At 67.5% G+C, this 23,721-nt stretch carries 20 protein-coding genes; 2 read left to right on the top strand and 18 right to left on the bottom strand.

Annotated features, from left to right (window positions below):
- Nucleotides 1-79 precede the first annotated feature (79 nt).
- From POS17_RS15815 to POS17_RS15745, 15 genes are all read right to left on the bottom strand, one after another.
- Complete coding sequence (locus POS17_RS15815; protein ID WP_060839444.1) at nucleotides 80-859, bottom strand: endonuclease/exonuclease/phosphatase family protein; 780 nt, start codon at nucleotides 857-859, stop codon at nucleotides 80-82.
- Nucleotides 860-942: 83 nt separating this feature from the next.
- Nucleotides 943-1,701, bottom strand: a complete 759-nt coding sequence (locus tag POS17_RS15810) for a PIG-L deacetylase family protein (protein WP_060839443.1) — start codon at nucleotides 1,699-1,701, stop codon at nucleotides 943-945.
- Nucleotides 1,702-1,992: 291 nt separating this feature from the next.
- A complete protein-coding gene (locus tag POS17_RS15805; protein WP_060839442.1) occupies nucleotides 1,993-2,646 on the bottom strand; it encodes a glycosyltransferase in 654 nt (217 codons plus the stop codon).
- Nucleotides 2,643-3,242 carry a class I SAM-dependent methyltransferase gene (locus POS17_RS15800; protein ID WP_060839441.1) on the bottom strand — a complete coding sequence of 200 codons (600 nt, stop codon included), beginning with the start codon at nucleotides 3,240-3,242 and terminating at the stop codon, nucleotides 2,643-2,645. Before POS17_RS15800 ends, POS17_RS15805 begins: the two co-directional genes overlap by 4 nt.
- Complete coding sequence (locus POS17_RS15795; protein ID WP_060839440.1) at nucleotides 3,239-3,997, bottom strand: PIG-L deacetylase family protein; 759 nt, start codon at nucleotides 3,995-3,997, stop codon at nucleotides 3,239-3,241. Before POS17_RS15795 ends, POS17_RS15800 begins: the two co-directional genes overlap by 4 nt.
- Entirely contained in the window at nucleotides 3,994-5,007 is a 1,014-nt protein-coding gene (locus tag POS17_RS15790; protein WP_060839439.1) for an acyl-CoA dehydrogenase family protein, read from the bottom strand. The genes POS17_RS15795 and POS17_RS15790 overlap by 4 nt, the downstream gene beginning before the upstream one ends.
- A gap of 1 nt (nucleotide 5,008) precedes the next feature.
- Nucleotides 5,009-7,159, bottom strand: a complete 2,151-nt coding sequence (gene glgX, locus POS17_RS15785; protein ID WP_060839438.1) for a glycogen debranching protein GlgX — start codon at nucleotides 7,157-7,159, stop codon at nucleotides 5,009-5,011.
- Nucleotides 7,160-7,287: 128 nt separating this feature from the next.
- Nucleotides 7,288-7,566, bottom strand: coding sequence for a DUF2934 domain-containing protein (locus POS17_RS15780; protein WP_060839437.1), 279 nt, complete (start codon nucleotides 7,564-7,566; stop codon nucleotides 7,288-7,290).
- Nucleotides 7,567-7,587: 21 nt separating this feature from the next.
- Nucleotides 7,588-10,386, bottom strand: a complete 2,799-nt coding sequence (locus tag POS17_RS15775; RefSeq protein ID WP_060839436.1) for a malto-oligosyltrehalose synthase — start codon at nucleotides 10,384-10,386, stop codon at nucleotides 7,588-7,590.
- Nucleotides 10,383-12,464: a 4-alpha-glucanotransferase gene (malQ, locus tag POS17_RS15770; protein WP_060839435.1), complete on the bottom strand. Its 2,082-nt coding sequence runs from the start codon at nucleotides 12,462-12,464 to the stop codon at nucleotides 10,383-10,385. Before malQ ends, POS17_RS15775 begins: the two co-directional genes overlap by 4 nt.
- Entirely contained in the window at nucleotides 12,461-14,251 is a 1,791-nt protein-coding gene (gene treZ / locus POS17_RS15765) for a malto-oligosyltrehalose trehalohydrolase (protein ID WP_060839434.1), read from the bottom strand. Before treZ ends, malQ begins: the two co-directional genes overlap by 4 nt.
- Before the next feature lie 12 nt (nucleotides 14,252-14,263).
- Nucleotides 14,264-15,826 carry a glycogen synthase GlgA gene (gene glgA / locus POS17_RS15760; protein ID WP_060839433.1) on the bottom strand — a complete coding sequence of 521 codons (1,563 nt, stop codon included), beginning with the start codon at nucleotides 15,824-15,826 and terminating at the stop codon, nucleotides 14,264-14,266.
- Nucleotides 15,827-16,271: 445 nt separating this feature from the next.
- Nucleotides 16,272-17,225 carry a D-2-hydroxyacid dehydrogenase family protein gene (locus POS17_RS15755; RefSeq protein ID WP_060839432.1) on the bottom strand — a complete coding sequence of 318 codons (954 nt, stop codon included), beginning with the start codon at nucleotides 17,223-17,225 and terminating at the stop codon, nucleotides 16,272-16,274.
- 186 nt (nucleotides 17,226-17,411) lie between these two features.
- On the bottom strand, nucleotides 17,412-17,861 hold the full coding sequence (locus tag POS17_RS15750; protein WP_060839431.1) for a YqaA family protein: 450 nt from the start codon (nucleotides 17,859-17,861) through the stop codon (nucleotides 17,412-17,414).
- On the bottom strand, nucleotides 17,858-18,307 hold the full coding sequence (locus POS17_RS15745) for a DUF411 domain-containing protein (protein ID WP_060839430.1): 450 nt from the start codon (nucleotides 18,305-18,307) through the stop codon (nucleotides 17,858-17,860). The genes POS17_RS15750 and POS17_RS15745 overlap by 4 nt, the downstream gene beginning before the upstream one ends.
- 320 nt (nucleotides 18,308-18,627) lie before the next feature.
- On the opposite strand from POS17_RS15745, the gene POS17_RS15740 reads away from it, so the two are divergent.
- Nucleotides 18,628-19,071: a nuclear transport factor 2 family protein gene (locus tag POS17_RS15740; protein ID WP_060839429.1), complete on the top strand. Its 444-nt coding sequence runs from the start codon at nucleotides 18,628-18,630 to the stop codon at nucleotides 19,069-19,071.
- Here POS17_RS15740 and POS17_RS15735 read toward each other — a convergent pair whose 3' ends face one another.
- The gene (locus POS17_RS15735; RefSeq protein ID WP_060839428.1) at nucleotides 19,072-19,527 is read right to left on the bottom strand and encodes an SRPBCC family protein; all 456 of its coding nucleotides are present in this window, start codon (nucleotides 19,525-19,527) and stop codon (nucleotides 19,072-19,074) included.
- Nucleotides 19,528-19,606: 79 nt separating this feature from the next.
- Nucleotides 19,607-21,601, bottom strand: a complete 1,995-nt coding sequence (locus POS17_RS15730; RefSeq protein ID WP_060839427.1) for a methyl-accepting chemotaxis protein — start codon at nucleotides 21,599-21,601, stop codon at nucleotides 19,607-19,609.
- Nucleotides 21,602-22,056: 455 nt separating this feature from the next.
- On the opposite strand from POS17_RS15730, the gene POS17_RS15725 reads away from it, so the two are divergent.
- On the top strand, nucleotides 22,057-22,590 hold the full coding sequence (locus POS17_RS15725; RefSeq protein ID WP_060839426.1) for a hypothetical protein: 534 nt from the start codon (nucleotides 22,057-22,059) through the stop codon (nucleotides 22,588-22,590).
- Nucleotides 22,591-22,638: 48 nt separating this feature from the next.
- Here POS17_RS15725 and POS17_RS15720 read toward each other — a convergent pair whose 3' ends face one another.
- A complete protein-coding gene (locus POS17_RS15720; RefSeq protein WP_060839425.1) occupies nucleotides 22,639-23,634 on the bottom strand; it encodes an aldo/keto reductase in 996 nt (331 codons plus the stop codon).
- Nucleotides 23,635-23,721: the final 87 nt, after the last annotated feature.

Genomic DNA, 23,721 nt, shown 5'->3' with positions numbered 1-23,721 from the left:
CGGTGCACGCCGTCGCTGGCCGGCCCGCACCTGCGGCGGTTGCCCGCGCACCCCTGGCGGGCCGGGCAGCGAGCCTCGGCTAGAGGTGCACTTCCACCGCCAGGGGCAGGTGGTCGGAGAGGTGGGTCCAGGGTTTGTTGCCGAGAATCTGCGGTCGATGGCTGCTGGCGTTGCGCAGGTAGATGCGGTCCAGGCGCAGCAACGGCCAGCGGGCCGGGTAAGTCTTGGCCGGGCGGCCGTGATGGCGCTCGAAGGCTTCGTGCAGGTCGTCCCGTCGCCCCAGGGTGACATTGCCGTGCATCTGCCAGTCGTTGAAGTCGCCGGCGATGATCACCGGCGCCTCGGCGGGCAGGGATTCGAGCAACTGGCACAGCAGGGCCAGTTGCTGTTGCCGATGGCTCTCCAGCAGGCTCAGGTGCACGCAGATGGCGTGCACTTCGGCGTGGCCCGGCACATCCAGTACGCAGTGCAGCAGGCCCCGGCGTTCGGGACCGGTGATGGAGACATCAAGGTTGCGGTACTGGCGGATGGGAAACTTCGACAGCAGGGCGTTGCCGTGATGGCCGTCGGGGTACACCGCATTGCGCCCGTAGGCGTAATCGCTCCACATGCTGTCGGCGAGAAATTCGTATTGCGACTGCTCGGGCCAGTTGTTCAGGCGTGAGGCGTGGCGCTCATGCTCCCCCAGCACTTCCTGGAGAAACACCAGATCGGCCCGGGTGCTGCGTACCGCCTCGCGCAGCTCCGGAAGAATGAAGCGCCGGTTGAGGGCGGTGAAGCCCTTGTGAGTATTGACGGTCAGCACCCGCAGGCGGCTGATGCCTGGTGGGTCGGGCTGAGGGGGGCAATCGATGCTCACGCGGGCTCCTGTGTTTCCGTGGCGGTTACTGATGGGACTGACGGCAGGCGCTCGCGTTCAGCTGAATGTGCATCGGCCCCGGTCTACATCAGGATGATCTCGTAGGGCAGGCGCAAGCGCTCCAGCAGCACCGGAGACAGCGCCGGCTCCAGGCCGATCTCCGGCTCGCCCTGCAGCTGGCTGGCATAGGCGTGGGCAGCATGCCGCTTGCGGGCCACGGTCCAGGTGTCCAGGCGCAGCTTGCGGGCCCGCTGCCAGGGGATCTGATGCTCCTCCCGCGACGGCCAGTGCCAGGCCCACAGCGGAATTTCGTAGAAGCGTGCGCCCACCAGGGCCGTCGCCTTGGCCGTCGCCCGGCCCACCGCTTCGTGATCGAGGTTGCCGTCGGCGCGCCAGGTGCTGAACACCACGTCGCTGTCGCGCAGGTAGCGGCTGATGAAGGGCACCAGTTGCTGCTCGCGCTCGCTCAGGGCGTTGTCGGCAAAGCCGCCGCGAATCCACTTCAGGCTGTGCAGCGGCAAGCCCAGGCGACGCAGGGCCTCGGCGCTTTCCTGGGGGCGGAACACGCTGAGGCGGCGCTTGGGCCAGCGTTCCGAGCCCGGGTGGCTGGCGCTGCCGTCGCTGATGGAGATCAACTGCAAAGGGTGGCCGTGGTGGGCCAGCACTTGCAGCAGTCCGCCGCTGGCGACCACCTCGTCACCGGGGTGGGGGGCGACGATCACCGCCCGTGAACCTGGCGGAACCAGGCTGGCCAGGTTGATGGCCGGGACCTCGGCCAGTCGGCGGGCGGAGTTCCATATCTGGCTGGACCAGCTGCTGTCTACTGCGGGTATGGCTTTCATGAGGTGTCACGTCCCTGTTTGTCGGGTCGCGGCCTGGGCGGTGGAACCACCGTCGAGCCGCGCCCCTGGGTTTGTCCGCACGCTGATTCCGGCATCCGCCTCAGCGTGAAGTACCGGCGCTCCATCCCTTTGGGGCGCCGCGATGCGGGGCTCATCATACACAGCCTGGAACCGTCCACGCAGGGGCGGGCCAAGCTTTGTTCGAGCATTACGAACCCTGTCACAGGGTAGACGGCAATTGCTCCCCGGGGGAGGCCACAAGACGAAAGTCGTGCGCTACTTCCTCGCCCTTCAAGGTTCGACCAGGCTTTGCAGGTAATCGCCAAAGCCGCCCCGGGCCCGGCTGTCCAGGCGCCCGCTGGTAATCACCTGCGGGTGTCGGCTCCAGGCGATGCTGGCGCCGCTGCGCTGCAGCTGTCGCACCAGTTGCACGTCCTCGTGACACGCCAGGGCTTCGAAACCGCCGGCGCGAACATAGGCCGCGGCGCTGATGCCCAGGTTGGCGCCATGGACATGCCGATGCTCATCGGCGCTCTGGTAGGCATCGTGGTAGCGGGCCTGGGCCTGGGGCGCGAAGCCTTCGCTCCAGCTGTCGACGGTGACCGTGCCGCAGACGGCGTCGGTGCCCTGGGCCAGCTGGGCCACCAGCCAGTCCGCGGGCACCCGGCTGTCGGCGTCGGTGCACGACAGCCAGCGTGCCCCGGCCTGCAGCAGCCATTGCGCGCCGGCGGCGCGCGCCCGTCCGACATTGCGCACCTGCAATTGCAGGTGCTGGACGGCGTACTGGCGGGCGATGCTCAGGGAGCGGTCGGAACAGCTGTCGAGCACCACCAGGATCAGCACGTCCTCCTTCAGGTCGGGGTGGCTGGCGGCTGTCAGGGCGCATTGCAGGCAGTCGGCCAGCAGTTGCTCTTCGTTATGGGCGGGAATCACCACTCCGATCATCGCAGGCCCTCCAGGGTCGCGACCGAATCCGCGTCGCGGCCCCAGAGGTCGAGGAGAAAATCCGCATCCTGATGTTCCAGCAGGCGTGGCAGCTGCAACTGCCGGTGGAGCATTGCATGCACTTGCCCGCCCTCCAGGGGACAGCCGGCGATGGGCGGACGCCAATGACAGGCCAGCAACTGACCGTCGGCGGCCAGGGAGCCCAGGGCCCGCGTCACCAGGCGCGCCAGATCCCCAGGGTCCAGGTAGTAGCCAAGCTCGCTGATGACAATCAGCTCGAAGGGACCGTCGGGCCAGTCCTCGGGCAGGCGCGCGCATTCCACCCGGGCCTGGGGCATCGAACGCAGGCGTTGCCGGGCCAGGCTGACCGCAGTCTGTGCGGTGTCGCAGCACAGCAGGCTGTCGCAGCGGGTCGCCAGTTCGGCGCTGAGTTCGCCGTTGGCGCATCCGGGTTCGAAAATGCTCCGGTAATGGCGCCGCGGCAGGCTGGCCAGGGTGATGGCGCGCTTGCGCTGTTCGTACCAGCGTCGGCGAAAGGCCCAGGGGTCCTGGTCCCGGGCGAACAGCCCTTCGAAATAGTGACTGTCGACGCTCATAGGAATACCACCTCGAAGGGTTGCAGCAGACGCTCGATGATGTGTGGCGCCAGTACCGGTGCCAGGCCAATGTCCGGGTCGCCCTCCAGCTGGCTGGCGAAGGCCTGGATGGCGTGACGCTTGCGTGCCACCTGGGCGGGGCTGAGCAGCACCTTGCGGGCGCGCTCCCAGGGCAACTGGCGGCCCTCGGGGTCGGCCCAGTGCCAGCCCCAGATGGGTAGCTCCCTGAGGCGCGCACCCGCGGCCCGGGCGGCCAGGGCGCTGGCCCGGCCCACGGCCTCGTGGTCGCAGTGGCCGTCCTCGCACCAGGTGCTGAACAGCACATCGTCCGGCCGCAGGCACGCCTGGATGTAGCGCGCCAGGGCCGCTTCGTCCCGGGCTACGCGGCTGTCCTGGAAGCCGCCGCGCAGCCATGTGATCCGCGCCAGTGGCAGGTCCAGGCGGCGCAGGCCTTCGGCGGACTCCTGGGGCCGCACCAGGCTCAGGCGCTCGATGGGCCAGCGCGGTGAGCCGGGATGGCTGGCGCTGCCATCGGTGACCGAAATCAGCAACAGTTCCCGTCCCGCGGCCGCCAGCAATTGCAGGAGGCCGCCGCACCCGAGGATTTCGTCGTCCGGGTGCGGGGCCACGATCACCGCCCGCGAACCGGGCGCAACCAGGGTCTGGATATCCACGCAGGCCATCGCCCGCAGGTGCGAGGAGGCCTGCCAGGCCTTCAGTGAAGTGCCACGGCCGACAATCGGATTGGCTTTCACAGGCACCATCCTCCCCGGTCCGCCGCAGCGGCTTCGCCGGCCAACTGTTGGCCGAGCTGGGCCAGGTCGCGTTCGGCATGGCTCTGGCGGATAAACACCGGCAGGTCGGCCAGCAGCCGGGCGAAGTGCCGGTCCAGGCAATAGGGGCCCGCGCCCAGGGCCCGACCGACATGCCGCAGCAGGCTGTCGACGCTGGCTTCGGTCACGGCCCGGGTGCGCCGGGCCAGCAGTTGGCAATCGGCGTCGGGGGCCTGGTCCAGCTGCCGGGCACTGTGGCGCAGGACGCAGGCGGCCTGATGCAGGGCGCTGTCCACCGCCCCCAGATGCGCCTGGGCGTGGGGCTCGTCGTGCTTGGCGCAGTGTTCGCGCAGCGGCAGGGCGATGGCCTGGGCCGCGCCCAGCCAGCAGGCGGCGATGCCCATGGCGCCCTGCCAGAAACCCGGGCGCTGCAGGTAGTCGTCCGGCCCGCCGACCCAATGGCCCCGTGCCTGGTCGAACTGCACCTGCCGGCTGTCGGTATTGGCCATGCCCACCGCCTGCCAGCCGCCGCGCTCGACCTGCACCCCGGGCTGGTCCAGGGCCACCGCCACCAGGCGCTGGCGCCCCGCGCTGTCCCAGGCGGTGAGCAGGGCATGGCTGAGCACCGCGGCTCCCGAGCACCAGGCCTTGGTCCCGCGCAAGCGGCAGTGCGGGCCGTCGGCGTCGGCCTGAACCCGGGCCCGGGGCGGTTCGGCGGCCCAGGTGCCCCAGGTGGTGCCGGGGGCGACGGTGCAGTCCAGCTCTTGCATGATCGCCAGGGCATCGGTGTGTCCCTCGTAGAGCTTGCACAGGCCCAGGTCATGTCCGGCGACCCGGGCCAGGGCCTGCCAACGCTGCAGGGTGGCACCGCTCGCCGGCCGCGGCAGGCGATCCAGGCCGGCGGCCACCAGAGCCTCCAGGCACAGGCCCAGCGCCGGGGCATCGGCGTGCCCCAGGTCGGGGTAATGGCGCAGGAAGGCTTGCAGGTCCATTTCAGTCTTCTTCCTCATGCTGCAACTCGAACAGCAGCAGCGAACGCCCGGTCACCGAGTAGCTGTGGCCGAAGGCGAAGCGCTCCTGGCCGCGCACCGCCGGCTGGTTGGTGTCGAGCATGCAGCTCCAGAACTCGCCGGCCGGCACCTCGGGCAGGCGGAAATTGACGATGTCGTGATGGGCATTGACCACCAGCAGCACCGTGGCGTCGGCCCCGGGGCGCAGGATCCCGGTTTCCTGGGCGCGGCCGTCCAGCAGCATGCCCAGGCAACGGCCGTGGGGGTCTTGCCATTGTTCGGTGCTCATCTCGTTGCCGTCCGGGGCCAGCCAGGTGACGTCCTTGACCCCGAGGTCCTCGTTGTAGCTGCCGACCAGGAAGCGCCCGCGCCGCAGGATCGGGTAGTTCAGGCGCAGCTTGATCAGGCGCTTGACGAACTTGAGCAGCGCCTTGCCGTCGGCGTCCAGCTCCCAGTTGACCCAGCCGATCTCGCTGTCCTGGCAGTAGGCGTTGTTGTTGCCGTGCTGGGTGCGGGCGAATTCGTCGCCGGCCACCAGCATCGGCGTGCCCTGGGCCAGCAGCAGGGTGGCGAAGAAGTTGCGCATCTGGCGCAGGCGCAGGGCGTTGATCTCGGGGTCGTCGGTGGGGCCTTCGACGCCATGGTTCCAGGACAGGTTGTTGTCGCTGCCGTCCTGGTTGTTCTCGTCGTTGGCCTGGTTGTGCTTGTCGTTGTAGGACACCAGGTCGCGCAGGGTGAAGCCGTCGTGGGCGGTGACGAAGTTGACCGACGCATAGGGCCGCCGGCCGCGCTGGTTGAACATCTCGCCGGAGGCGGTCATGCGCCCGGCGAAGTCCGCCAACTGGCCGTCGTCGCCTTTCCAGAAGGCGCGCACGGTATCGCGGAAACGGTCGTTCCATTCCACCCAGCCCGGCGGAAAGCGCCCCACCTGGTAGCCGCCGGGGCCGCAGTCCCAGGGTTCGGCGATCAGCTTCACCTGGCGCAGCACCGGGTCCTGGCGGCAGGCCACGAGGAAGCTGTGGCGCTCGTCGAAACCATCGTGGTAGCGGCCGAGGATGGTCGCCAGGTCGAAGCGGAAACCGTCCACGTGCATTTCCGTGGCCCAGTAGCGCAGGGAGTCGGTGACCATCTGCAGCACGCAGGGATGACTCAGGTCCAGGGTGTTGCCGGTGCCGGAATCGTTGATGTAGAAGCGCTTGTCGTCGGGCATCAGGCGGTAGTAGGAGGCGTTGTCGATGCCGCGCATGGACAGGGTCGGGCCTTGTTCGTTGCCTTCGGCGGTGTGGTTGTAGACCACGTCCAGCAGCACCTCCAGCCCGGCTTCGTGCAGGTGCGCGACCATTTCCTTGAATTCGGCGATCTTGCCGCTGGCCAGGTAGCGTGGGTCCGGGGCGAAGAAGGCGATGCTGTTGTAGCCCCAGTAATTGGTCATGCCCTTGTGCAGCAGGTGCTGATCGTTGACGAAGGCGTGGATCGGCAACAGCTCCACCGACGACACCCCCAGCTTGCGAATGTGCTCCAGCACGTCGTCGACCATCAGCCCGGCAAAGCTGCCCCGCAGGTTTTCCGGCACCGCGGGATGGCGCATGGTGAAGCCGCGCACGTGGGTCTCGTAGATGACCGTCTTGTCCCAGGGCACGTTGATCTGCTGGTCGTGGCCCCAGGTGTGGGCCGGATCGATGACCTTGCACTTGGGCACGAAGGGCGCGCTGTCACGCTCATCGAAGCTCAGGTCGGCATCCGGGTGGCCGATGGTGTAGCCGAACAGCGCCTCGGACCATTTCAGTTCCCCCACCAGTTGCTTGGCATAGGGGTCGATCAGCAGTTTGTTGGGGTTGAAGCGGTGGCCGTTGGCCGGGTCGTAGGGGCCGTACACCCGGTAGCCGTAGATCAGCCCGGGGTGGGCATCGGGCAGGTAGCCGTGGAAGATCTCGTCGGTGTATTCCGGCAGTTCGATGCGCTCCAGTTCCACTTCGCCGGTGGCGTCGAACAGGCACAGCTCGACCCGGGTGGCGTTGGCCGAGAACAGCGCGAAGTTGACGCCCAGTCCATCCCAGGTGGCGCCCAGCGGGAAGGGCAGGCCTTCACGGATGCGCGAGGGTTCGTGCTCGGGAGTCTGCTTGGATCGGCTCATGGTTGCTCCTGCAGGTCTGATGACAAGTGCTGATACCCGTGTTGCTCCGGTTTTTTCCGGGCGAGACAAACCCTTGTGGCGCCATGACGCGCCACGGGTCGGCGGTGATCAACGGGTGGGGAAGGGCGTCAGTGGGCGGGCGGCTTGCGCGGGCCCCGGGGTTTCTTCGGCGCCGGCTTCTCGCCCGGAGGCAGGACCACGGCGGCGGCCGGCTTGCCCTTGGGCTTGGCGGCGGCGGTGCGGGTCCTGGGCTTGGCGACCTTGGCCGGGGGCGGCGGCGCCAGGGCTTCGGCTTCGGCCAGCTTGCGCGCCATGTCCCAGTGCCGGGCTTCCTGGCCCTGGGGTTTGCCTTCCGATTCCCAGATCTGATAGGCGAATTCACGAATGCGTTTGTCGTCGGTACTCATCGCAATGCTCCTGGACTGGATTCAATGTTGAATCAAAAGATTGAGCGGAAAGTCTTGCAATACGGCACTGATCAGCAACTCCTTATGGGGTGTGACTGCTCCGGTTGAAAAAAGTCCATTCAGGTTGCGGCGCGAGGCGGTGAACGGTAGTTGCACCCGGGTATCGCCCCATCGTTGTGCATCGACCTTGGGCACTGCGCTGTCCTCCAGCAGCGCGGCGACCCGGAACGGCACTACCACCACCAACCGTTGTTCCCGGTATTCACGCATGAAGGCCAGAACCCGTCCCGCCTCCTGGCCGAGCACCGGCAAGGGCCGGTAGTGGCCGCGCCGGAACAGCTCCGGGTACTGGCTGCGCAGGCCCAGGGTCCGGGCGATCAGGCCTTGCTTGATGCGCCCGTCGCGCCAACCTGTGAGCCACTCGCGGGGATCGCGCAGGCGGTTCAGCGCCTGTTGCCGGGCCCCGTAGTCCACCGGCCGGCGGTTGTCCGGATCCACCAGGCTGAAGTCCCAGAACTCGTTGCCCTGATACAGATCCGGCACCCCCGGCACTGTCATGCGCAGCAAAGTTTGCGCCAGGCTGTTGAGGGCGCCGGCGGGGGCGATGGCATTCACCGCATCGGCGATCGAGCGACGCAAGGGCAGGCCCTCGGGCGCGCACAGCAGGCGCTCGATAAACCCTTGCGCGGCCTCTTCGTACTCCGGGTTCGGCGCGGCCCAACTGCTGTGCAGCTTGGCCTCGCGCAGGGCCTTGAGTTGCCACTGCCCGATCCGCCGGGCGTAGTCGGCCAGGGCCGGTTGATCATCTGCCTGCAGGTCCAGGGGCCAACTGCCCAGTAGGGTCTGGTAGAGGATCAGCTCATCCGCCGCCGATGGCCCGTCGCGGCCTTGGCGCAACGGCTCGGCCAGCGGCCGCCATGCCTGCACCTGGCGCACGTACCAGGCGGCGCGCTCGCTGAGCACCGCCAGGCGCGCGCGACTGTCCTCGCCGCGCTTGTGGTCGTGGGTGGCGCTGGTCAGCAGGTTGTCGGGGAACCGCTCCAGGCGCTGTTCGCAGGCGCTGTGGAAGGCCGCGGGCGGCGCGCTGAACTGCTCGGTGTCGAAGCCCACGTCATTGCGCGCCAGGAGCACCGCCGAGCGATAGAACGCGGTGTCCTCCACCGCCTTGGCCGCCGCCGGCGAGGTCAGTTGCTGGAAGCGCACGCAGGCGTGGCGCAGCAGTTTGCGTGGGCGACCCGCCGGCTGTTGCCGCCAGCCCTGGCCGCCGAGCCAGCGCTCCAGGTAATCGAGCACCGGCCAGTCGGCTTCGCCCAGGCTGGCCCGGGCCCCCTGCATGGCCTGCTGGAAGAACCGCTGGTCCTGGGGGCCGCGGCCGCGGGCGCTGATGTAGGTGCGATACACCGGGAAGTGCACGATCAGTTCCTGCAGCGCCCGGCGAATGGCGCCCAGGGTCAGGTCGCGGCTCATCAGGTCCAGGCGCGCCACTTGCAGCAGGGCCTGGGCCACGCTTTCAAAGTCGCCGGCCAGAGAACCGTTGAGGATCTGCTGACGGGCCAGCAGCGCCTCCCGGGCAAACTGCGCCGGCCGCCGACTGTACCGGCTCCAGAGTTCGGCCAGCAGTGGCCGGCCCGTGGCGGCCTGTTGCAGCAGCGACAGCTGGTTCATGAATTCGTAGCCGGTGCTGCCGTCCACCTGCCAGTCGCGGGCCAGGGTTTCTTCGGCGCCGAGGATCTTTTCGACGTAGATCGGCAGGTGCTGGCCGGGGCGCAGGCGCTCGACCCGGCGCCGCAGCTTGCGGCAGTAGGCCCGGGGATCGGCCAGGCCGTCGATATGGTCGATGCGCAGGCCGTCCACCAGGCCTTCTTCGATCAGCTGGAAGATCTTGGCGTGAGTGGCCTCGAACACCGCCGGGCGCTCGACCCGCAGGCCGCCCAGTTCGTTGACGTCGAAGAAGCGCCGCCAGTTGATGTCATCGGCGGCGGTGCGCCAGCTGGCCAGTCGGTAGCTCTGGCGCTCCAGCAATTGATGCAGACGGCTCAGGCCTTCGGGCTGACGTCCGTCGTAGCCTTGCAAGTGCTCGGCGACCGCTTGGCGCAGCGCCGGCTGTTGCAGCAGGCGCGCCAAGGCCTGCTGCAGGGGCCGGGCCTGGGCCTGGGCATCGCCGTGCAAGCGCAGGGCGTCGAAGGCGTCGGCCAGGGCCTTGAGTTCGGCCGCGGCCGCCGGCGCCAGGGGCGATTCGATCCGCAACAGCTCCCCGTAGTCGGCAGGGCAGATGGGAAAACGATGCTCGTGGTGCTGCACATGAAAGCCCGCCAGATCCTCGTCCAGCTGCAAGGGCAGGCTGCCTTGCTGCAGCGCCACGCCGTAGTCACTGGCCAGAAAGGGCACCAACAGCTGGCCTTGCATCAGCGGGTCGGGGGAGTGCCACTGGATATCGAAGAATTCGCCATAGGGGCTCAGGCGCCCCCACTGCAACAGGTCCAGCCACCAGGGGTTGTCACTGCCGCCCACCGCCATGTGGTTGGAGACGATGTCCAGGATCAGGCCCATGCCCTGGGCGCGCAAGGCGCTCACCAGGCGTCTGAGGGCCGCTTCGCCGCCCAGTTCCGGGTTGACCCGGGTCGGGTCCACCACGTCGTAGCCGTGCATCGATCCGGCCCGGGCGCACAGCAGCGGCGAGGCATAGAGGTGGCTGATGCCCAGGCGGGCGAAGTAGGGCACCAGAGGCACGGCGTCGTCGAGGCTGAACCCCCGGTGGAACTGCAGGCGCAGGCTGGCCCGCAACAGGGGCAAGGGCTGGGGCAGGGTGCTGGAGTTCATCGGTCACGCTCTAGGGCTTGCTGGCGGGCGCAGGCCAGCAGTTCCAGGCGCCGGGCGGCGTCGCTGTCCTCCAGCAGGCGGCGGCTCGCGCTGGCCAGGCGCCGGCGCCAGTTGGGGTGGCTGTCGAGGGTGCCGGGCAGGTTGGCCTGTTCATCGATGCCCAGGGCGTCTTCCAGGGGCAGCAGCACCAGTGGCGCCCGGGTATGGCCGAGAAAGCGCACGGCAGCGTCGATCACCTGCTCGGTTTCCTGGCAGTCCTGGCGAAAGTTCTGCGGGTCCCGGGCCAGGGCCTGGCGCAGGCCGTCACGCTCGCGCTGGCGGTGTTCGGCCCATTGCCGGGCGCCGTGTTCGTCCACCATGCCCAGGCGCAGGTTCCAGTCGATGTCGCGGCCCTGCCACCAGCCATTGAGGGTCGGCAGGTCGTGGGTGCTGGTGGTGGCCAGGGCGTTGTCCGGCCAGTCGAGGATCGGCCTGAAGTGGCAGCCGTGGTCCTGTTCGAACAGCAGCACGCGCATGCCGAGCATGGCCCGGGCGGCGAGCTTGTCCCGCAGGCCGTCGGGCACCGTGCCCAGGTCTTCGCCGAGAACGATGGCCTGATGGCGGTGGGACTCCAGGGTCAGCAGGCGCAGCAGGTCGTCCACCGGGTAATTGAGGTAGGCGCCGTCGCTGGGCGGCGCGCCCAGGGGAATCACCCACAGGCGTTGCAGGCCCATGACATGGTCGATGCGCAGGCCGCCGGCGTGGGCGAAGTTGGCCCGCAGCATTTCGATAAAGGCACGAAAGCCATGGCGCTGCAGGCCTTCGGGGGAGAAGGCGCAGATGCCCCAGCCCTGGCCCTGGCGATTGAGCACGTCCGGTGGCGCGCCCACGGTCAGGGATGCCAGCAGTTGCTCCTGGCGGCTCCAGGCCTGGCTGCCGCCGCCGTCGGCGCCCACCGCCAGGTCGGCGATCAGGCCGATGCCCATGCCGCCGCTGCGGGCCGCGCTCTGGGCCCGTTCCAGGCCGCGGGCAATCAGCCACTGGCAGAAGGCATGAAAGCCGATTTCCTCGGCCTGCTCCTGGGCAAAGCGGGCCAGGGCCGGGCTGGCCGGGTTGCGCCATTGTTCTGGCCAGTGGCGCCAGTCCAGGTCTTCGCCACGGGCCGCCCGCTGGGCCTGGATGGCTTCGAAGCGGCAGTGGTTTTCCAGGGCTTCGCCGGCGGCCCGGCGATAGCTGGCGAAGTCCTCGTGCAGTGGGTGCTGGCCGTGACAGAAGCCCGCATACAGGGCCCGCAATGCCAACTGCTTGGCCTTGGCGGCCTGGGGCCAGTCGATCAGCGGCTCATGCTCCAGGGCCTGCAACTGTTCGCCGACCCCGCAGGACTGGATGGCGGTGCGCCAGGCCCGGTCCCCGAGAATGGCCGCCGGCGCGGCGTACAGACTGTTGAGAAACAGCCGGCTGGAAGGCGAGTAGGGGCTGTAGCGCTGAGGATCGGCGGCGAACATGGCGTGCAGCGGGCTGATGGCCAGGGCGTCGGCACCGCGCTCGGCGGCCTGGCGGGCCAGATCCTCCAGGGCCTGGGTATCGCCAAAGCCGCCATCCCCGGGACGCCGCAGGGCATACAGCTGCACCGTCAGGCCCCAGGCGCGGGGCGTGGCCTGGTCCACGGCGTCGGCCACGCTGTAGCAGCGTTCGGGGGCCACGGCGAGGACGAAGTGTTCGTCGTTCACCTGTATCCCGTGGTAGCCCACGGGCAGCACGCCGGGCAGCACGCTGGCCTGATCCAGGGACAGGGACAGCGGGTTGCCGTCTTCCAGCTGGATGGCGCAGACCGTGTGCGCCGGAAAGTAGCGGGCCAGATCCAGCCCCTGGCCGACGTCGACAGTGAGCAGCGGCGGCAGGTGGCGACTGTGTTGCAGTTCCTCCAGTTGCTGCAGGCTGTGCCGGATTTCCTGGTCGTTGTCGGCAGGGTGGCCCAGGCCCGCCAGCACTGCCCGCAGGACCCGGGGCTCGACCTTCTGCCCACGGCCGTTGGCATCGATCCAATCCACGGCCAGGCCGGCGCGGCTGGCCAGCAGTTCCAGTTGCGCATCGCTCATAGGCGTTCTCCATCAGGGGCTGTCGGGGCATGTATGTCGTCCAGCTGGACCACCACGCTGAAGGCCGGCAGCCAGCCTTGGCGCCAGTGGTCGAGGCTGTGGGGCGGGTGTTCGAACCAGAGTTGCCCCGGAGGCTCGGGCGCCAGCTCGACCCGGTGCGGGCTCAGGTTGAGGTCGATGCGCAGGCGGCTGCCATCCCCCAGGCGCCAGTGCGCGCTGAGGGCGCCCTCGGCCAGCACCCGCGTGCCCAGGGCCTGGGCGGCGGGCAGGCGCGGGAGCAACTGGCGGTGGCGGATCTGCAGCAGGCTCTGGTACAGCGCCCGGGTCGCGGCGGCCTGGTCGGAGCGCGGCTGCGGCCGCGAGGCCTGGAAGGTCGAAAGGGCATTGGGGTCGGGGATGCGCTGGCGCTGCCGGGCATCGGCAAAGGCCCTGAAGGCGGCGAACTCGTTGCGCCGGCCCTCGCGCACCGCCTCGGCCAGTGGTCCCTGATGACTGGTGAAGAACAGGAAGGGTTCCTCGGCGGCGACCTCGTCGCCCATGAACAGCAGCGGAATCATCGGGGACAGCAGCAACAGCGCGGTTGCGGCGTGCAGGGCCTGGGGCGGTGCCAGCTGGTTGAGGCGCTCGCCGAAGGCCCGGTTGCCGATCTGGTCGTGGTTCTGCAGGAACAGCACGAAAGCGCTGGGGGGCAGGTGGCCGCTGGGTTCGCCCCGGGCCTTGCCGTGGCGGTCGACATGGCCCTGGAAGGCGAAGCCCTGGCTCAGGCAGCGGGCCAGTTGCGTGGTCGGGTCGTCGGCGAAGTCGGCGTAGTAGGCCTCGGTTTCGCCGGTCAGCAGCACGTGCAGGGCGTTGTGGCCATCATCGTTCCACTGGGCATCGAAGCCCTGTTGCAGCAGGCTGGCCTGATTGCGTTCGTTCTCCAGGTTGAGCCACACATGGCGCTCGGGAGGCACGGCCTGGCGTACCCGCCGGGCCAGTTCGAGGAGAAAGTCCGGGTCGTCGATGGCGTGCACCGCATCCAGGCGCAGGCCGTCGAAGCGGTATTCCAGGAGCCACATCAGCGCGTTGTCGATAAAGAAGTCGCGTACCGGGCGGCGGCGAAAGTCGATGGCCGCGCCCCAGGGCGTGTGCAGGTCCTGGCGAAAGAAGCCCTTGGCGTAGTGCGGCAGGTAGTTGCCGTCGGGGCCGAAGTGGTTGTAGACCACGTCGAGAATGACCGCCAGGCCCAGGCCGTGGGCGCAGTCGATCAGCGCCTTGAGCGCTTCGGGCGGGCCGTAGGAGGCTTCCGGCGCATAGGGCAGAACCCCGTCGTAACCCCAGTTGCGCGCGCCGGGGAACTCCGCCAGGGGCATCAGCTCGATGGCGGTCACCCCCAGTTCCACCAGGCCCGGCAAGGCCTGTTGCACCGCCTGGTAGCCGCCCATGACGCCCACATGCAGCTCGTAGATCACCGCCTCGTGCCAGGGCCGACCAGCCCAGGCCGGGTGCTGCCATGGATAGGCGTCGGCGGCGACCACCAGGCTCGGGCCGTGGATGTCGCCGTCCTGGGCCCGGGACGCCGGGTCCGGCACCAGCAGCTGTTGGTCGATCTTGAAGCGGTAGCGGCTGCCCGGAGGACAGGGCGCCTGGAGCACGAACCAGCCATCGGCCTCGGCCTGCATGGGCAGCGACCGGCCCTGGTCGAGTTCGAGACTGACGCTGCGCGCGTCCGGGGCCCAGAGGGCGAAGCGGGTGCGCGCAGCGTCCAGGACAACCGCGCCGTGGCTCGCGGGGGGGCTGAGTGACATGGTGCCCGGCCCCTACGGCCTCACGGCCTGCCCCAGGGCCTTGGCCACCAACTGCTCATAGAGCTCGGCGTAGGGTTCCACCGCCTTGCACCAGTTGAACGGCGCCGCCATGGCCCGGCAGCGCATGGCGTTGAGCAGCGCCGGGTAGGCGAACACCTTGAACGCCCGGGTCAGGGCCTCCTGGTAGCTGGGGACCGTGGATTCGTCGAAGAGGAACCCGGTGACGCCATTGTCGATGGTGTCCGCCAGGCCGCCGGTGTTGCGCGCCACCGGCAGCGAGCCGAAACGCTGGGCGTACATCTGGCTCAGGCCGCAGGGCTCGTAGCGCGAGGGCATGAGCAGGAAGTCGCTGCCGGCGAACATGCGCCGGGCGTCGGTTTCGTTGAAGCCGATATGCACCCCGATGCGCCCGGGGAAGCGCCGGGCCAGGGCGCGCATGGATTGCTCCTCTTCCGGTTCGCCGCGGCCGATGATGGCGATCTGGCCACCTGCTTGCACGATGAACTCGGCCACCGCCTCGGTGAGGTCCAGGCCCTTCTGGTAGACCAGCCGCGAGACCACCGCGAACAACGGGCCGTTGCTGGGGTCGAGGCCGAACATCTGCCGCACATAGGCGGCATTGGCCGCCTTGCCTTCCCAGTCGCCGATGCTGAAGGGGCGGAACAGATGGCTGTCGGTGGCGGCGTCCCAGCTCTCGTCGATGCCGTTGGGAATGCCGCTGAGCAGGCCCTGCTGGGTCTTGCTGGCAAGGAAGCCGTCCAGCCCGCAACCGAAGGCCGGGGTGGTGATTTCCTGGGCATAGGTGGCGCTGACCGTGGTGATGTGACTGGCGTAGGCCATGCCGGCCTTGAGGAACGACAGCTTGCCGTAGAACTCCATGCCTTCCTGTTGCAGGGCGTGTTCGGGAATGCCCAGCTCCGGGCAGGAGGCCAGGCTGACCACGCCCTGGTAGGCTAGGTTGTGGATGGTGAACAGGGTCGGCGTGCGTTGTCCGCGCCAGTGCATGTAGGCCGGGGCCAGGCCGGCGGGCCAGTCGTGGGCGTGCACCAGATCGGGGCACCAGTGGATCTGCGCCAGGTTGGCGGCGATATCGGCGGCGGCCAGTCCCAGGCGGGCGAAGCGAATATGGTTGTCGGGCCAGTCGCGGCCATTGTTGGCGCCGTAGGGCGTGCCTTCGCGCTCATAGAGCTCCGGGCAGATCAGCACGTAGATCACCAGGCCGTCGGGCATGTCCATGCGCCCGATCTTGCACGCCGGCAGCGCCGCGTGGCCGCCCAGCTCGCCGATGATGTGAATGGGGTTCTCGCTGTGCAGCACCTGGGGGTAGCCGGGGATCAGCACCCGCACATCGTGCAGGTGGGCCATGGCTCGGGGCAGGGCCGCGGAGACATCGCCCAGGCCGCCGGTCTTGACCAGATCGGCGATTTCCGAAGTGACGAACAGCACCCGCTTGCGGTTGGGATTGTGCCGGGCCAGCGGCAGCACCGTCTTGCTCCCCGAAGTCGGCTGGGCGGTGCGTTCACCGGCCTGCGGTTGAGGATGCTCTCCCTGAGTATTCAATACGGCGCTGATCATAGGTCTCTCCCGTTTTTATTGAAGTGCTGTCGGCCAATTCCTGTGGCCGGGCGCAAACGCGCCACACATCGATCAGCCTGAGCTGCTCGAGCGCTGAAGCAGAAAGGGTGGATCAGCCGCTGCAAGGAATGCACCAGTGGCAGCGGCCCTACCTTTAACCTGACCCTGGGCCGAAGCGAAAAGTTTCGACTTTTTCAGTGTCAAAGTGACCGACCGGTCACGGGGCGAAATTCAGTCTAGGACAGAACCTAGAGCGTCGCCGTGGGCCCCGGGTTTTTCCCCCGGAGGGCTGGCGGGAGCCAGGAGATCTCCCGACGAAAGGTCGTGGCTGCACCGTCGGCGAGCGTGGCCGTGCAGCCCTCGGCGCGAAAACGGTGAGGCCCTGCCAGCCGCTGGTGCAGGGCCTGGGGCGCGCTGCCCGAAAATGGGCCGGGGAGGCGGCGGGTCAGTTGAGCAGACGGATCGGCCGGCCGGCGTGCCAGGCCTGCAGGTCCTCGATCATCTGGCTGAAGAACAGTCGGTAGTTCTGCTCAGTGACATACCCGATATGAGGCGTGGCCAGGACATTGGGCAGGTGCCGGAACGGATGCCCGGCGGGCAAGGGCTCTTCGGCGAACACGTCGAGGGCGGCTCCGGCCAGCCGGCCCTGTTCCAGGGCGGCGATCAACGCCGCCTCGTCGACGATCGGCCCCCGGGCGGTGTTGACCAGCAGGGCATCGGGCTTCATCCAGGCCAGGGCTTGGGCGTCCACCAGGTGGCGGCTGCGTTCACTGAGCACCAGGTGCACCGAGAGCACATCGGCCTGTTCGAACAGGGCCTGCTTGCTGACGTAGATCACCCCCGCGGCGGCCGCGCGCTCGGCGCTGAGGTTCTCGCTCCAGGCAATCACCCGCATGCCGAACACCTGACCGAACTGCGCCACCCGCTGGCCGATGTTGCCCAGGCCGAGCAGGCCCAGGGTCTTGCCGTACAGATCGCCGCCCAGGCCCTGTTGCCAGTGGCCGGCACGCAGGGCATTGGCCTCGTTGAGCAGGTTGCGGGTCAGGGCCATGAGCAGGGCCCAGGTCAGTTCCGGGGCGGCCTGCCGGTAGCTGTCGCTGCCGCAGACCTGGATCCCCAGGGCCTTGGCGGCTTCAAGGTCGATGGCGGCGTTGCGCATGCCGCCGGTCAGCAGCAACTTGAGTTGGGGCAGGCGTTGCAGCAGATCGGCGTCGAACAGGGTGCGCTCGCGCATCACGCAGATCACCTGGTACGGCAGCAGGCGCTGCACCAGAAGCTCGCGCTCGCCAGGGTAGTCATGCAGGAAGCTGACCTGGCCGATGCACTGCAGCACCGACCAGTCGACCACCTCGCGGGCCACGTCTTGCCAATCGTCGATTACCGCAATCTGCAGCGTCATGTACGGGCTCCTGATTCGGGGGGCGGATCAAGCGGCCCGGCGGGGCCTGCTGAGGCTGCCGATCATGGCGCAGATCCGCCGCCCCGCGCACGCAGATTTCGCTGGCGTCGGCTGCTCGGCGAGCAGGTCCCAGGAGGCGCATGGTCCTGGCGGTACCCTGGCTGGCCAGCCCACTACGGGTGTCAGTCAGGCGCCCGGGCCGGTCAGCCAGCCCAGGGTCAGCCACACCAATACGGCGTAGCGCGCGCCCTTGGCCAGACTGACCAGCAGCAGGAAACGCTTGAGGGGCTCGCCCATGACGCCGGCCACCAGGGTCAGCGGGTCGCCGATCAGAGGCATCCAGCTCAGCAGCAGCGACCAGTGGCCGTAGCGCTGGTAGTGCTGGCGGGCCCGCTCCAGATGCCGCGGGCCGACCGGGAACCAGCGGCGCTCCTTGTACTGCTCCAGGCGGCGTCCCAGCCACCAGTTGACCAGGGAGCCCAGGACATTGCCCAGGGTCGCCACCAGCCACAGCCCGAGCACGCTCAGTTGGTCGTTGTGCAGCAGGCCCACCAGCAGGGCTTCCGATTGCAGGGGCAGCAGGGTGGCGGCGGCGAAGGCCGCCAGGAACAGCCCGAGGTAGGCGCCGAGGATCAACGGGCCGGGTAGTCCGCCACCAGCACATCACGGCCGTCGCGGGTCAGGCCGATGATCTGGAAGGCTTCGGCGCCCATGCCGTCCATCTCCATGCCGGGGGAGCCCATGGGCATGCCGGGGGCCGCGATGCCCAGCAGGTCGTCGCGCTTGCGCAGGGCCAGCACCTGCTCGGCCGGTACGTGGCCCTCGACGAACTTGCCGTCGATGACCGCGGTGTGGCAGGAGCCCAGGCGCGGTGCCACGCCCAGGCGCTGCTTGACCGGGCTCATGTCGGCCTCGACATGATCGCGGACATTGAAGCCGTTGGCCTGCAAATGCTCGATCCACTTCTTGCAGCAGCCACAGTTGGCGTCCCGGTGGACATCGATGTCGATGCTGCCGGCGGCCTGGGCCAGGGAGGTGAGGAACAGGGCGGACAGGGCCGCCAGACGCAGTGTGTGTTTCATGGAATATCTCGTGTGGATACGCGGGCCATTGCCGGGTGCCGCGCATTTTTGCGGTTTTTGCCGGTTTGTGGCGCCCGTGTATGTATCAAGGTGATACAAAGCCGCTGCCCGGGCGCCACCGGCTGCGGACCTGATGCACCGATGGCTTGTTGCAGGGCCCTGCATGCCGATAGAGTCCTGCGGGTTTGGCACAGCCTAAGCGGCGCTGGCTGTCAGCAACCTGAGGCCTGGGTTACAGATTTGTCAGGTGGGCTGGCGGCCAGGGCGAACATTCTTATACAGGGCCGGGCGCACGGCCCGTGGCACACAAGCGAGGTTCCATGAAACCCTACCTGACGTTGTTGTTCCTGCTGTTGTTGGCCACTCCGGCGCTGGCCGGGTACAGCGCCCAGGAGCAGGAGAACCGGCGCAATGTGCTGGCGTTCTATCAACTGGCCCTGAACGACAAGGACTTCGCCGCTGCCCGACCCTACCTAGGCGCGCACTACATTCAGCACAATCCGGCCGTGGCGGACGGCATCGAGGGATTCAGGACCTTTATCGAGTTTCTCAAGCAGCACTACCCGCAATCGCGCAGCGAGATCAAACGCCTGTTCGTCGATGGCGACTTTGTGATCGTGCATGTGCGCAACACCGGCCGCGAACCGGGGGTGGTCAAGTCGATCATCGATATCTATCGCCTGGAGCAGGGCAAGATCGTCGAGCATTGGGACACCAGCCAGGTGCTGCCGGACCAGGTCGCCAATGCCAACGGCGCCTTCTGATCAGCCGGTCGCGGCTTCCAGGCGCTGCTTGAGATTGCCCAGGGCCTGGGCCGACAGCTGCTCCATGCGCAGGCGCAGGCCGCTCAGATGCAGGTCGGTGGAGAACGCCAGGGTCCGGCGCAGCAGTGTGCCGTCACCCTGTTTGCTCAACTGGTAGTGAATCGAGCCGTCCAGCGCGGCGGAGCTGAACACGGCCTTGAACTCCTTGGGAAACTGCGCGACCAGCACCCGGTAGCTCATGGGGATCTGCACCCCCAGCAGGTCCATGGTTTCGCTGAAGCGGTGGCCGGCCGGCAGCGAGCCGCCGAGCCCGGTGTCGGCCCGCAGGCTGCAAGGGTGCCATTCCGGCCAGCGGTCCGGCTGGGTCACGTAGTAGTAGACGGTGTCGATACCGGCATGGATGTACAGCTCGTGGCGGATCTGTTCCTGCAACAGATGTGATTGGCGCTGGCCCATGACGCACTCCACTTCCTTGTGACCGGAGCCTCCAATATAGTCCCGCCGCCCTGGGCTGCCAGCGGCGGCGGGTGACCGTTCAGCGGACTTTGAAGCGGCTCATCAGGTGGCTGACCTGGGCGTTGGCCTGCAGCAGGCTCTGGGTATTGCTTTGGCCGGCCCGGGCGCTCTCCACCAGTTCCTCGACCATGTGTCGGATGCTCACCATGCTGCGGTTGATCTCCTCGGTCACCGCGCTCTGCTGTTCGGCGGCGGTGGCGATCTGGGTGCTGAGGCTGTTGATCTGGCTCACCGAATCGGCCATCTGGTCAAGGCCGGTGTTGACCCGCGCGGTGGCGTCCGCCGCCGACTGGCAACTGGCCTGGGTGTTTTCCATGGCGCTCACCGAGGAGCTGACGCCCTGGCTCAGGCGGCTGAGCATTTCGTTGATCTGCGAGGTGCTGTCCTGGGTCCGCGCCGCCAGTGCCCGGACTTCGTCGGCGACCACCGCGAAGCCGCGTCCCTGCTCTCCGGCCCGGGCCGCTTCGATGGCGGCGTTGAGGGCCAGCAGGTTGGTCTGTCCGGCGATGTCGCCGATCACCCCGAGGATTTCGGTGATGCGCTGGGCGTCGGCCTGCATGGCTTCGACCTTGTGGGTGGCATCGGCCACTTCGTCGATCAGGGCGATGACGCTGCCCGAGGCCTGGCCCACCACCACTCGCGAATGCTCGGCATGCTCGTTGGCGCGGCGGGTGAAGTCCGCGGTCTGCGCGGCGTTGGCCGCGACGCTGTCGGCGGTGCTGCTCATCTGCGTGATGGCGGTCACGGTCTGGTCGGTTTCCGAAGCGTGACGCAGCAGGATCTGCTGGCTGTGGGCCGAACTCTGTTGCAACTGCGCCAGGCTGCCGGCCATGGCGTCGGTGGCCTGGGTCACTTCGCCGATCATCGTCTGCAGGTACTGGATGAAGTGGTTGACCGAATGGCCGATGGCGCCGAGCTCGTCTTCGGCGCGGATCACGATGCGCCGGGTCAGGTCGGCGTCGCCGGTGGCCAGGGCATCGATGTTGCCCTTGAGGATCTTCATCCGTTGCACCAGCTGACGGATCGCATAGACCTGCAGCAGCACCAGCAGGATCACCATGGGGATCTGCAACAGGCTCAGGGTGCTCAGCACATCGTCGCGCTGGGCGGTGATCTGCTGGGTGGGCAGGGTGCTGGCGAGGAACCAGGGGGTGCCTTCGATGGCGCGCATGAAGAAGGTGCTGGGCACCCCGGCGTTATCGAATTCGATGCGCTGGCTGCCCTTGTCGCGTTGCTCCAGCGCGGCCTGGATCCGGGCGGCGAAGGGCGAGGCGACGGCCAGTTCGCGAATGTTCTTGAGGACGATCGGGCCGCTGATGCGCGAGCTGTTGCTGATGATCTTGCCGTCGGCCTCGACGATCAGCATCTGCGCGTTGAGTTCCTTTTCCTGGCGGGCCACCAGGTCGTTGAAGAAGCCCAGGGTCACGTCGATGGTGGCCACGCCCCAGGGCTGGCCGTCACGGCGGATGGCCATGGCGCAGTTGGTCCGCGGTTCGGCGCTGGCGTCGTCCTTGTAGGCCGCGGCCCAGGCGCACTGGCCGGGAGCGGTCTGCATGCCGCCCTTGTACCAGGACTGGTCGTAGTAGTTGGGGGCCGGGTCGCTGTTCCAGAACGTGTTGACCACCAGCTTGCCGGAGGCGTCGCGGTGCCAGAAGGTGCTGTGCTTGTTGCGGCCCGGGGTGCGCTGGCCCGGCAGGGGCCAGATGCCGCCACCGAAGACTTTCTGCTCGCCGTACTGGTCCACCAGCCCCGGCAGGACCCGGTCGATGCTGTCGCTGTCGAGCAGGGGAATGGTCTGGGTGATGCTGCGCTGCTGGGCCTGGACCTTGTTCAGTTCGCCCTGGATGCGTTCCGCCACTTCGGCGATGCGATTGAGGGCCACCTGTTCTTCGGTGTGGCGCAGCTTGGGCGCGACCAGCTGACTGATGCCCACGACGGTGAGTATCAGCATCAAGACAATGAACAGGACCAGAAACAGCGTGTAGCGGGCTTGAATGGTGCGCAAAGCGGGCATGGGACCTGTCCTTACCGAGCGTTTTTTATTATTCGGGGGGATGAGCCGTGTCAGGGCATCCACAGGATGTCGGCGCGGTTTTTCAGCTCTTTAGTACGATCGTCCAAAAAAATCGCGACGGGTTTGAAAACCGCCATGAGCGCGGCTCGGCCAAGGCCCCGGGCAGGGGCGCAAAGCCTCGATCAGACCAGGAAAAGATGACGGTTGGAGCAGGGGCGATCCTCTGTCCACCCTGTAAATCAAGCCTTTGGGCGAATTGTGTCGAGTTTGTACAAAAATTGTAAATTGTGGAAATAAAGCGTTGTTGCCGGGCTCCCCCGGCGTTGATACTGGCGCCCATTCAGATGATTCAACACGGCTTCCACCCAGTTTCAGGTCCCTTGTCAGAGCTTTCAGGGGCTGGCGCTAGCAAGCGCAACAGGGGGATCGGCAAGCCGGACTACAGGAGTGTCAGCATGGCAATCGGATACGTTGGAGGCTGGACCAGCAAGGCGGGTCTGTTGGTGCAGGACGGCGGTGGCAGTTCCTCCAAACCGGTTTCGCAGAGCGCCAAGGTGCGGCAGATGTTGAGCCTGGTGGGAAGCAACCCCACGGTGCTGGACATCCGCAAGATGGACCAGTTGAAACTGCACAAGCAGATCAAGGGCTTTGATCCGACCAACGTGACCACCAAGTCCCTGGGCGGCATGAGCACTTTCTTGAAGAACAACGGGCTGATTTCCGACGTCACCGCGCTGAATCTGCTCAACGCCGGCGACAAGTTCGACCGCTTCGGCATTCCGAAGAACCCGGACGAGCCCTTCAATGCCCTGGAATACTTCGCCATGAAGCTCGATGACATCCAGAACAACAACATCAAGGGCAACAAGTACGCCAACTACCTGGTGCCCGAGTACAAGAAGGCCATCTACGTGCTGCAGAGCCTGCAGAACTACGGCAAGGGCAACGGCACCACGGTGACCGACAAGAACGTCTCCACCAAAGCCTGATTGCGCGACGCTTGCGCGCTCGCCCGGCGAGCGCGCAAGCCGCTTGCTTCAACGCGTCAGCAGCGCCATGACCTCTTCGGGATAGCGATTGCCCGCCGTGTTGCCCGGGCTGAAGATCTGCTCCAGCGACGCCAGTTCCTGCGCACTCAAGCGCACCTCCAGTGCCCCCAGGTTTTCCTCCAGATAGCGCCGTTGCTTGGTTCCGGGAATCGGAATCAGGTAGTCGCCCTGTGCCAGCACCCAGGCCAGAGCCAGTTGCCCGGCACTGACCTGCTTGTCCGCCGCCAGTTGCTGCACCTGTTGCACCAGTTGCAGGTTGCGCTGGAAGTTCTGCCCCTGGAAACGCGGGCTCAGGCGCCGGTAGTCATCAGCGGCGAAATCGTCCGGGCTTTGCAGGGCGCCGGTGAGAAAACCCCGGCCCAGGGGGCTGTAGGGCACGAAGGCGATCCCCAGGCGCTGGCAGGCGGCGAGGCAGCCGTTGTCTTCCTGATCCCGGCTCCACAACGAATATTCGCTTTGCAGGGCGCTGATGGGATGCACCTTGTGCGCCCGCTCCAGGGTCGCGGCCGAGGCTTCGCTGAGGCCCAGGTAGCGCACCTTGCCGGCCTGGACCAGCTCGGCCATGGCGCCGACCGTCTCCTCGATGGCCACTTGCGGATCGACCCGGTGCAGGTAGTACAGGTCCAGGGTGTCCACGCCGAGGCGACGCAGGCTGCCGTCGATGGAGGCGCGCACGTATTCCGGGCGGCCATTGACGCCGCGGGCCGCGGCGTCGCCCGGATCGCGGACGATGCCGAACTTGCTGGCCAGGAACACCTGCTGGCGCTTGCCGCGAATCGCCTGGCCGATCAGTTCTTCGTTGCTGTGGGGGCCATACATGTCGGCGGTGTCCAACAGGTTGATCCCCAGTTCCAGGGCGCGGTGCAGGGTGGCGATGGCTTCCCGGGGATCGCTGTCGGGGGTGTAGAAGTCGCTCATGCCCATGCAGCCCAGGCCGATGGCGGAAACCTGCGGACCGTTGTGACCCAGTTGTCGAGTGTGCATCGGTGATTACTCCGGTGAGTGGGGAAGAGCGTGCAGTTTGCTACTCGACAAAAAACCGATAAACAGGCTAAAAACGCTATCACTATT

The organism is Pseudomonas sp. Os17 (assembly GCF_001547895.1).
Taxonomy (GTDB): domain Bacteria; phylum Pseudomonadota; class Gammaproteobacteria; order Pseudomonadales; family Pseudomonadaceae; genus Aquipseudomonas.
This window is presented reverse-complemented; position numbering and strand designations above follow the sequence as displayed.

Excerpts from the sequence above, each read along its gene's own strand:
- POS17_RS15810 (WP_060839443.1), bottom strand. The coding sequence starts at position 1,701 with ATGAAAGCCATACCCGCAGTAGACAGCAGCTGGTCCAGCCAGATATGG.
- POS17_RS15805 (WP_060839442.1), bottom strand. The coding sequence starts at position 2,646 with ATGATCGGAGTGGTGATTCCCGCCCATAACGAAGAGCAACTGCTGGCC.
- POS17_RS15800 (WP_060839441.1), bottom strand. The coding sequence starts at position 3,242 with ATGAGCGTCGACAGTCACTATTTCGAAGGGCTGTTCGCCCGGGACCAG.
- POS17_RS15790 (WP_060839439.1), bottom strand. The coding sequence starts at position 5,007 with ATGGACCTGCAAGCCTTCCTGCGCCATTACCCCGACCTGGGGCACGCC.
- glgX (WP_060839438.1), bottom strand. The coding sequence starts at position 7,159 with ATGAGCCGATCCAAGCAGACTCCCGAGCACGAACCCTCGCGCATCCGT.
- POS17_RS15780 (WP_060839437.1), bottom strand. The coding sequence starts at position 7,566 with ATGAGTACCGACGACAAACGCATTCGTGAATTCGCCTATCAGATCTGG.
- POS17_RS15775 (WP_060839436.1), bottom strand. The coding sequence starts at position 10,386 with ATGAACTCCAGCACCCTGCCCCAGCCCTTGCCCCTGTTGCGGGCCAGC.
- malQ (WP_060839435.1), bottom strand. The coding sequence starts at position 12,464 with ATGAGCGATGCGCAACTGGAACTGCTGGCCAGCCGCGCCGGCCTGGCC.
- treZ (WP_060839434.1), bottom strand. The coding sequence starts at position 14,251 with ATGTCACTCAGCCCCCCCGCGAGCCACGGCGCGGTTGTCCTGGACGCT.
- glgA (WP_060839433.1), bottom strand. The coding sequence starts at position 15,826 with ATGATCAGCGCCGTATTGAATACTCAGGGAGAGCATCCTCAACCGCAG.
- POS17_RS15755 (WP_060839432.1), bottom strand. The coding sequence starts at position 17,225 with ATGACGCTGCAGATTGCGGTAATCGACGATTGGCAAGACGTGGCCCGC.
- POS17_RS15745 (WP_060839430.1), bottom strand. The coding sequence starts at position 18,307 with ATGAAACACACACTGCGTCTGGCGGCCCTGTCCGCCCTGTTCCTCACC.
- POS17_RS15740 (WP_060839429.1), top strand. The coding sequence starts at position 18,628 with ATGAAACCCTACCTGACGTTGTTGTTCCTGCTGTTGTTGGCCACTCCG.
- POS17_RS15735 (WP_060839428.1), bottom strand. The coding sequence starts at position 19,527 with ATGGGCCAGCGCCAATCACATCTGTTGCAGGAACAGATCCGCCACGAG.
- POS17_RS15730 (WP_060839427.1), bottom strand. The coding sequence starts at position 21,601 with ATGCCCGCTTTGCGCACCATTCAAGCCCGCTACACGCTGTTTCTGGTC.
- POS17_RS15725 (WP_060839426.1), top strand. The coding sequence starts at position 22,057 with ATGGCAATCGGATACGTTGGAGGCTGGACCAGCAAGGCGGGTCTGTTG.
- POS17_RS15720 (WP_060839425.1), bottom strand. The coding sequence starts at position 23,634 with ATGCACACTCGACAACTGGGTCACAACGGTCCGCAGGTTTCCGCCATC.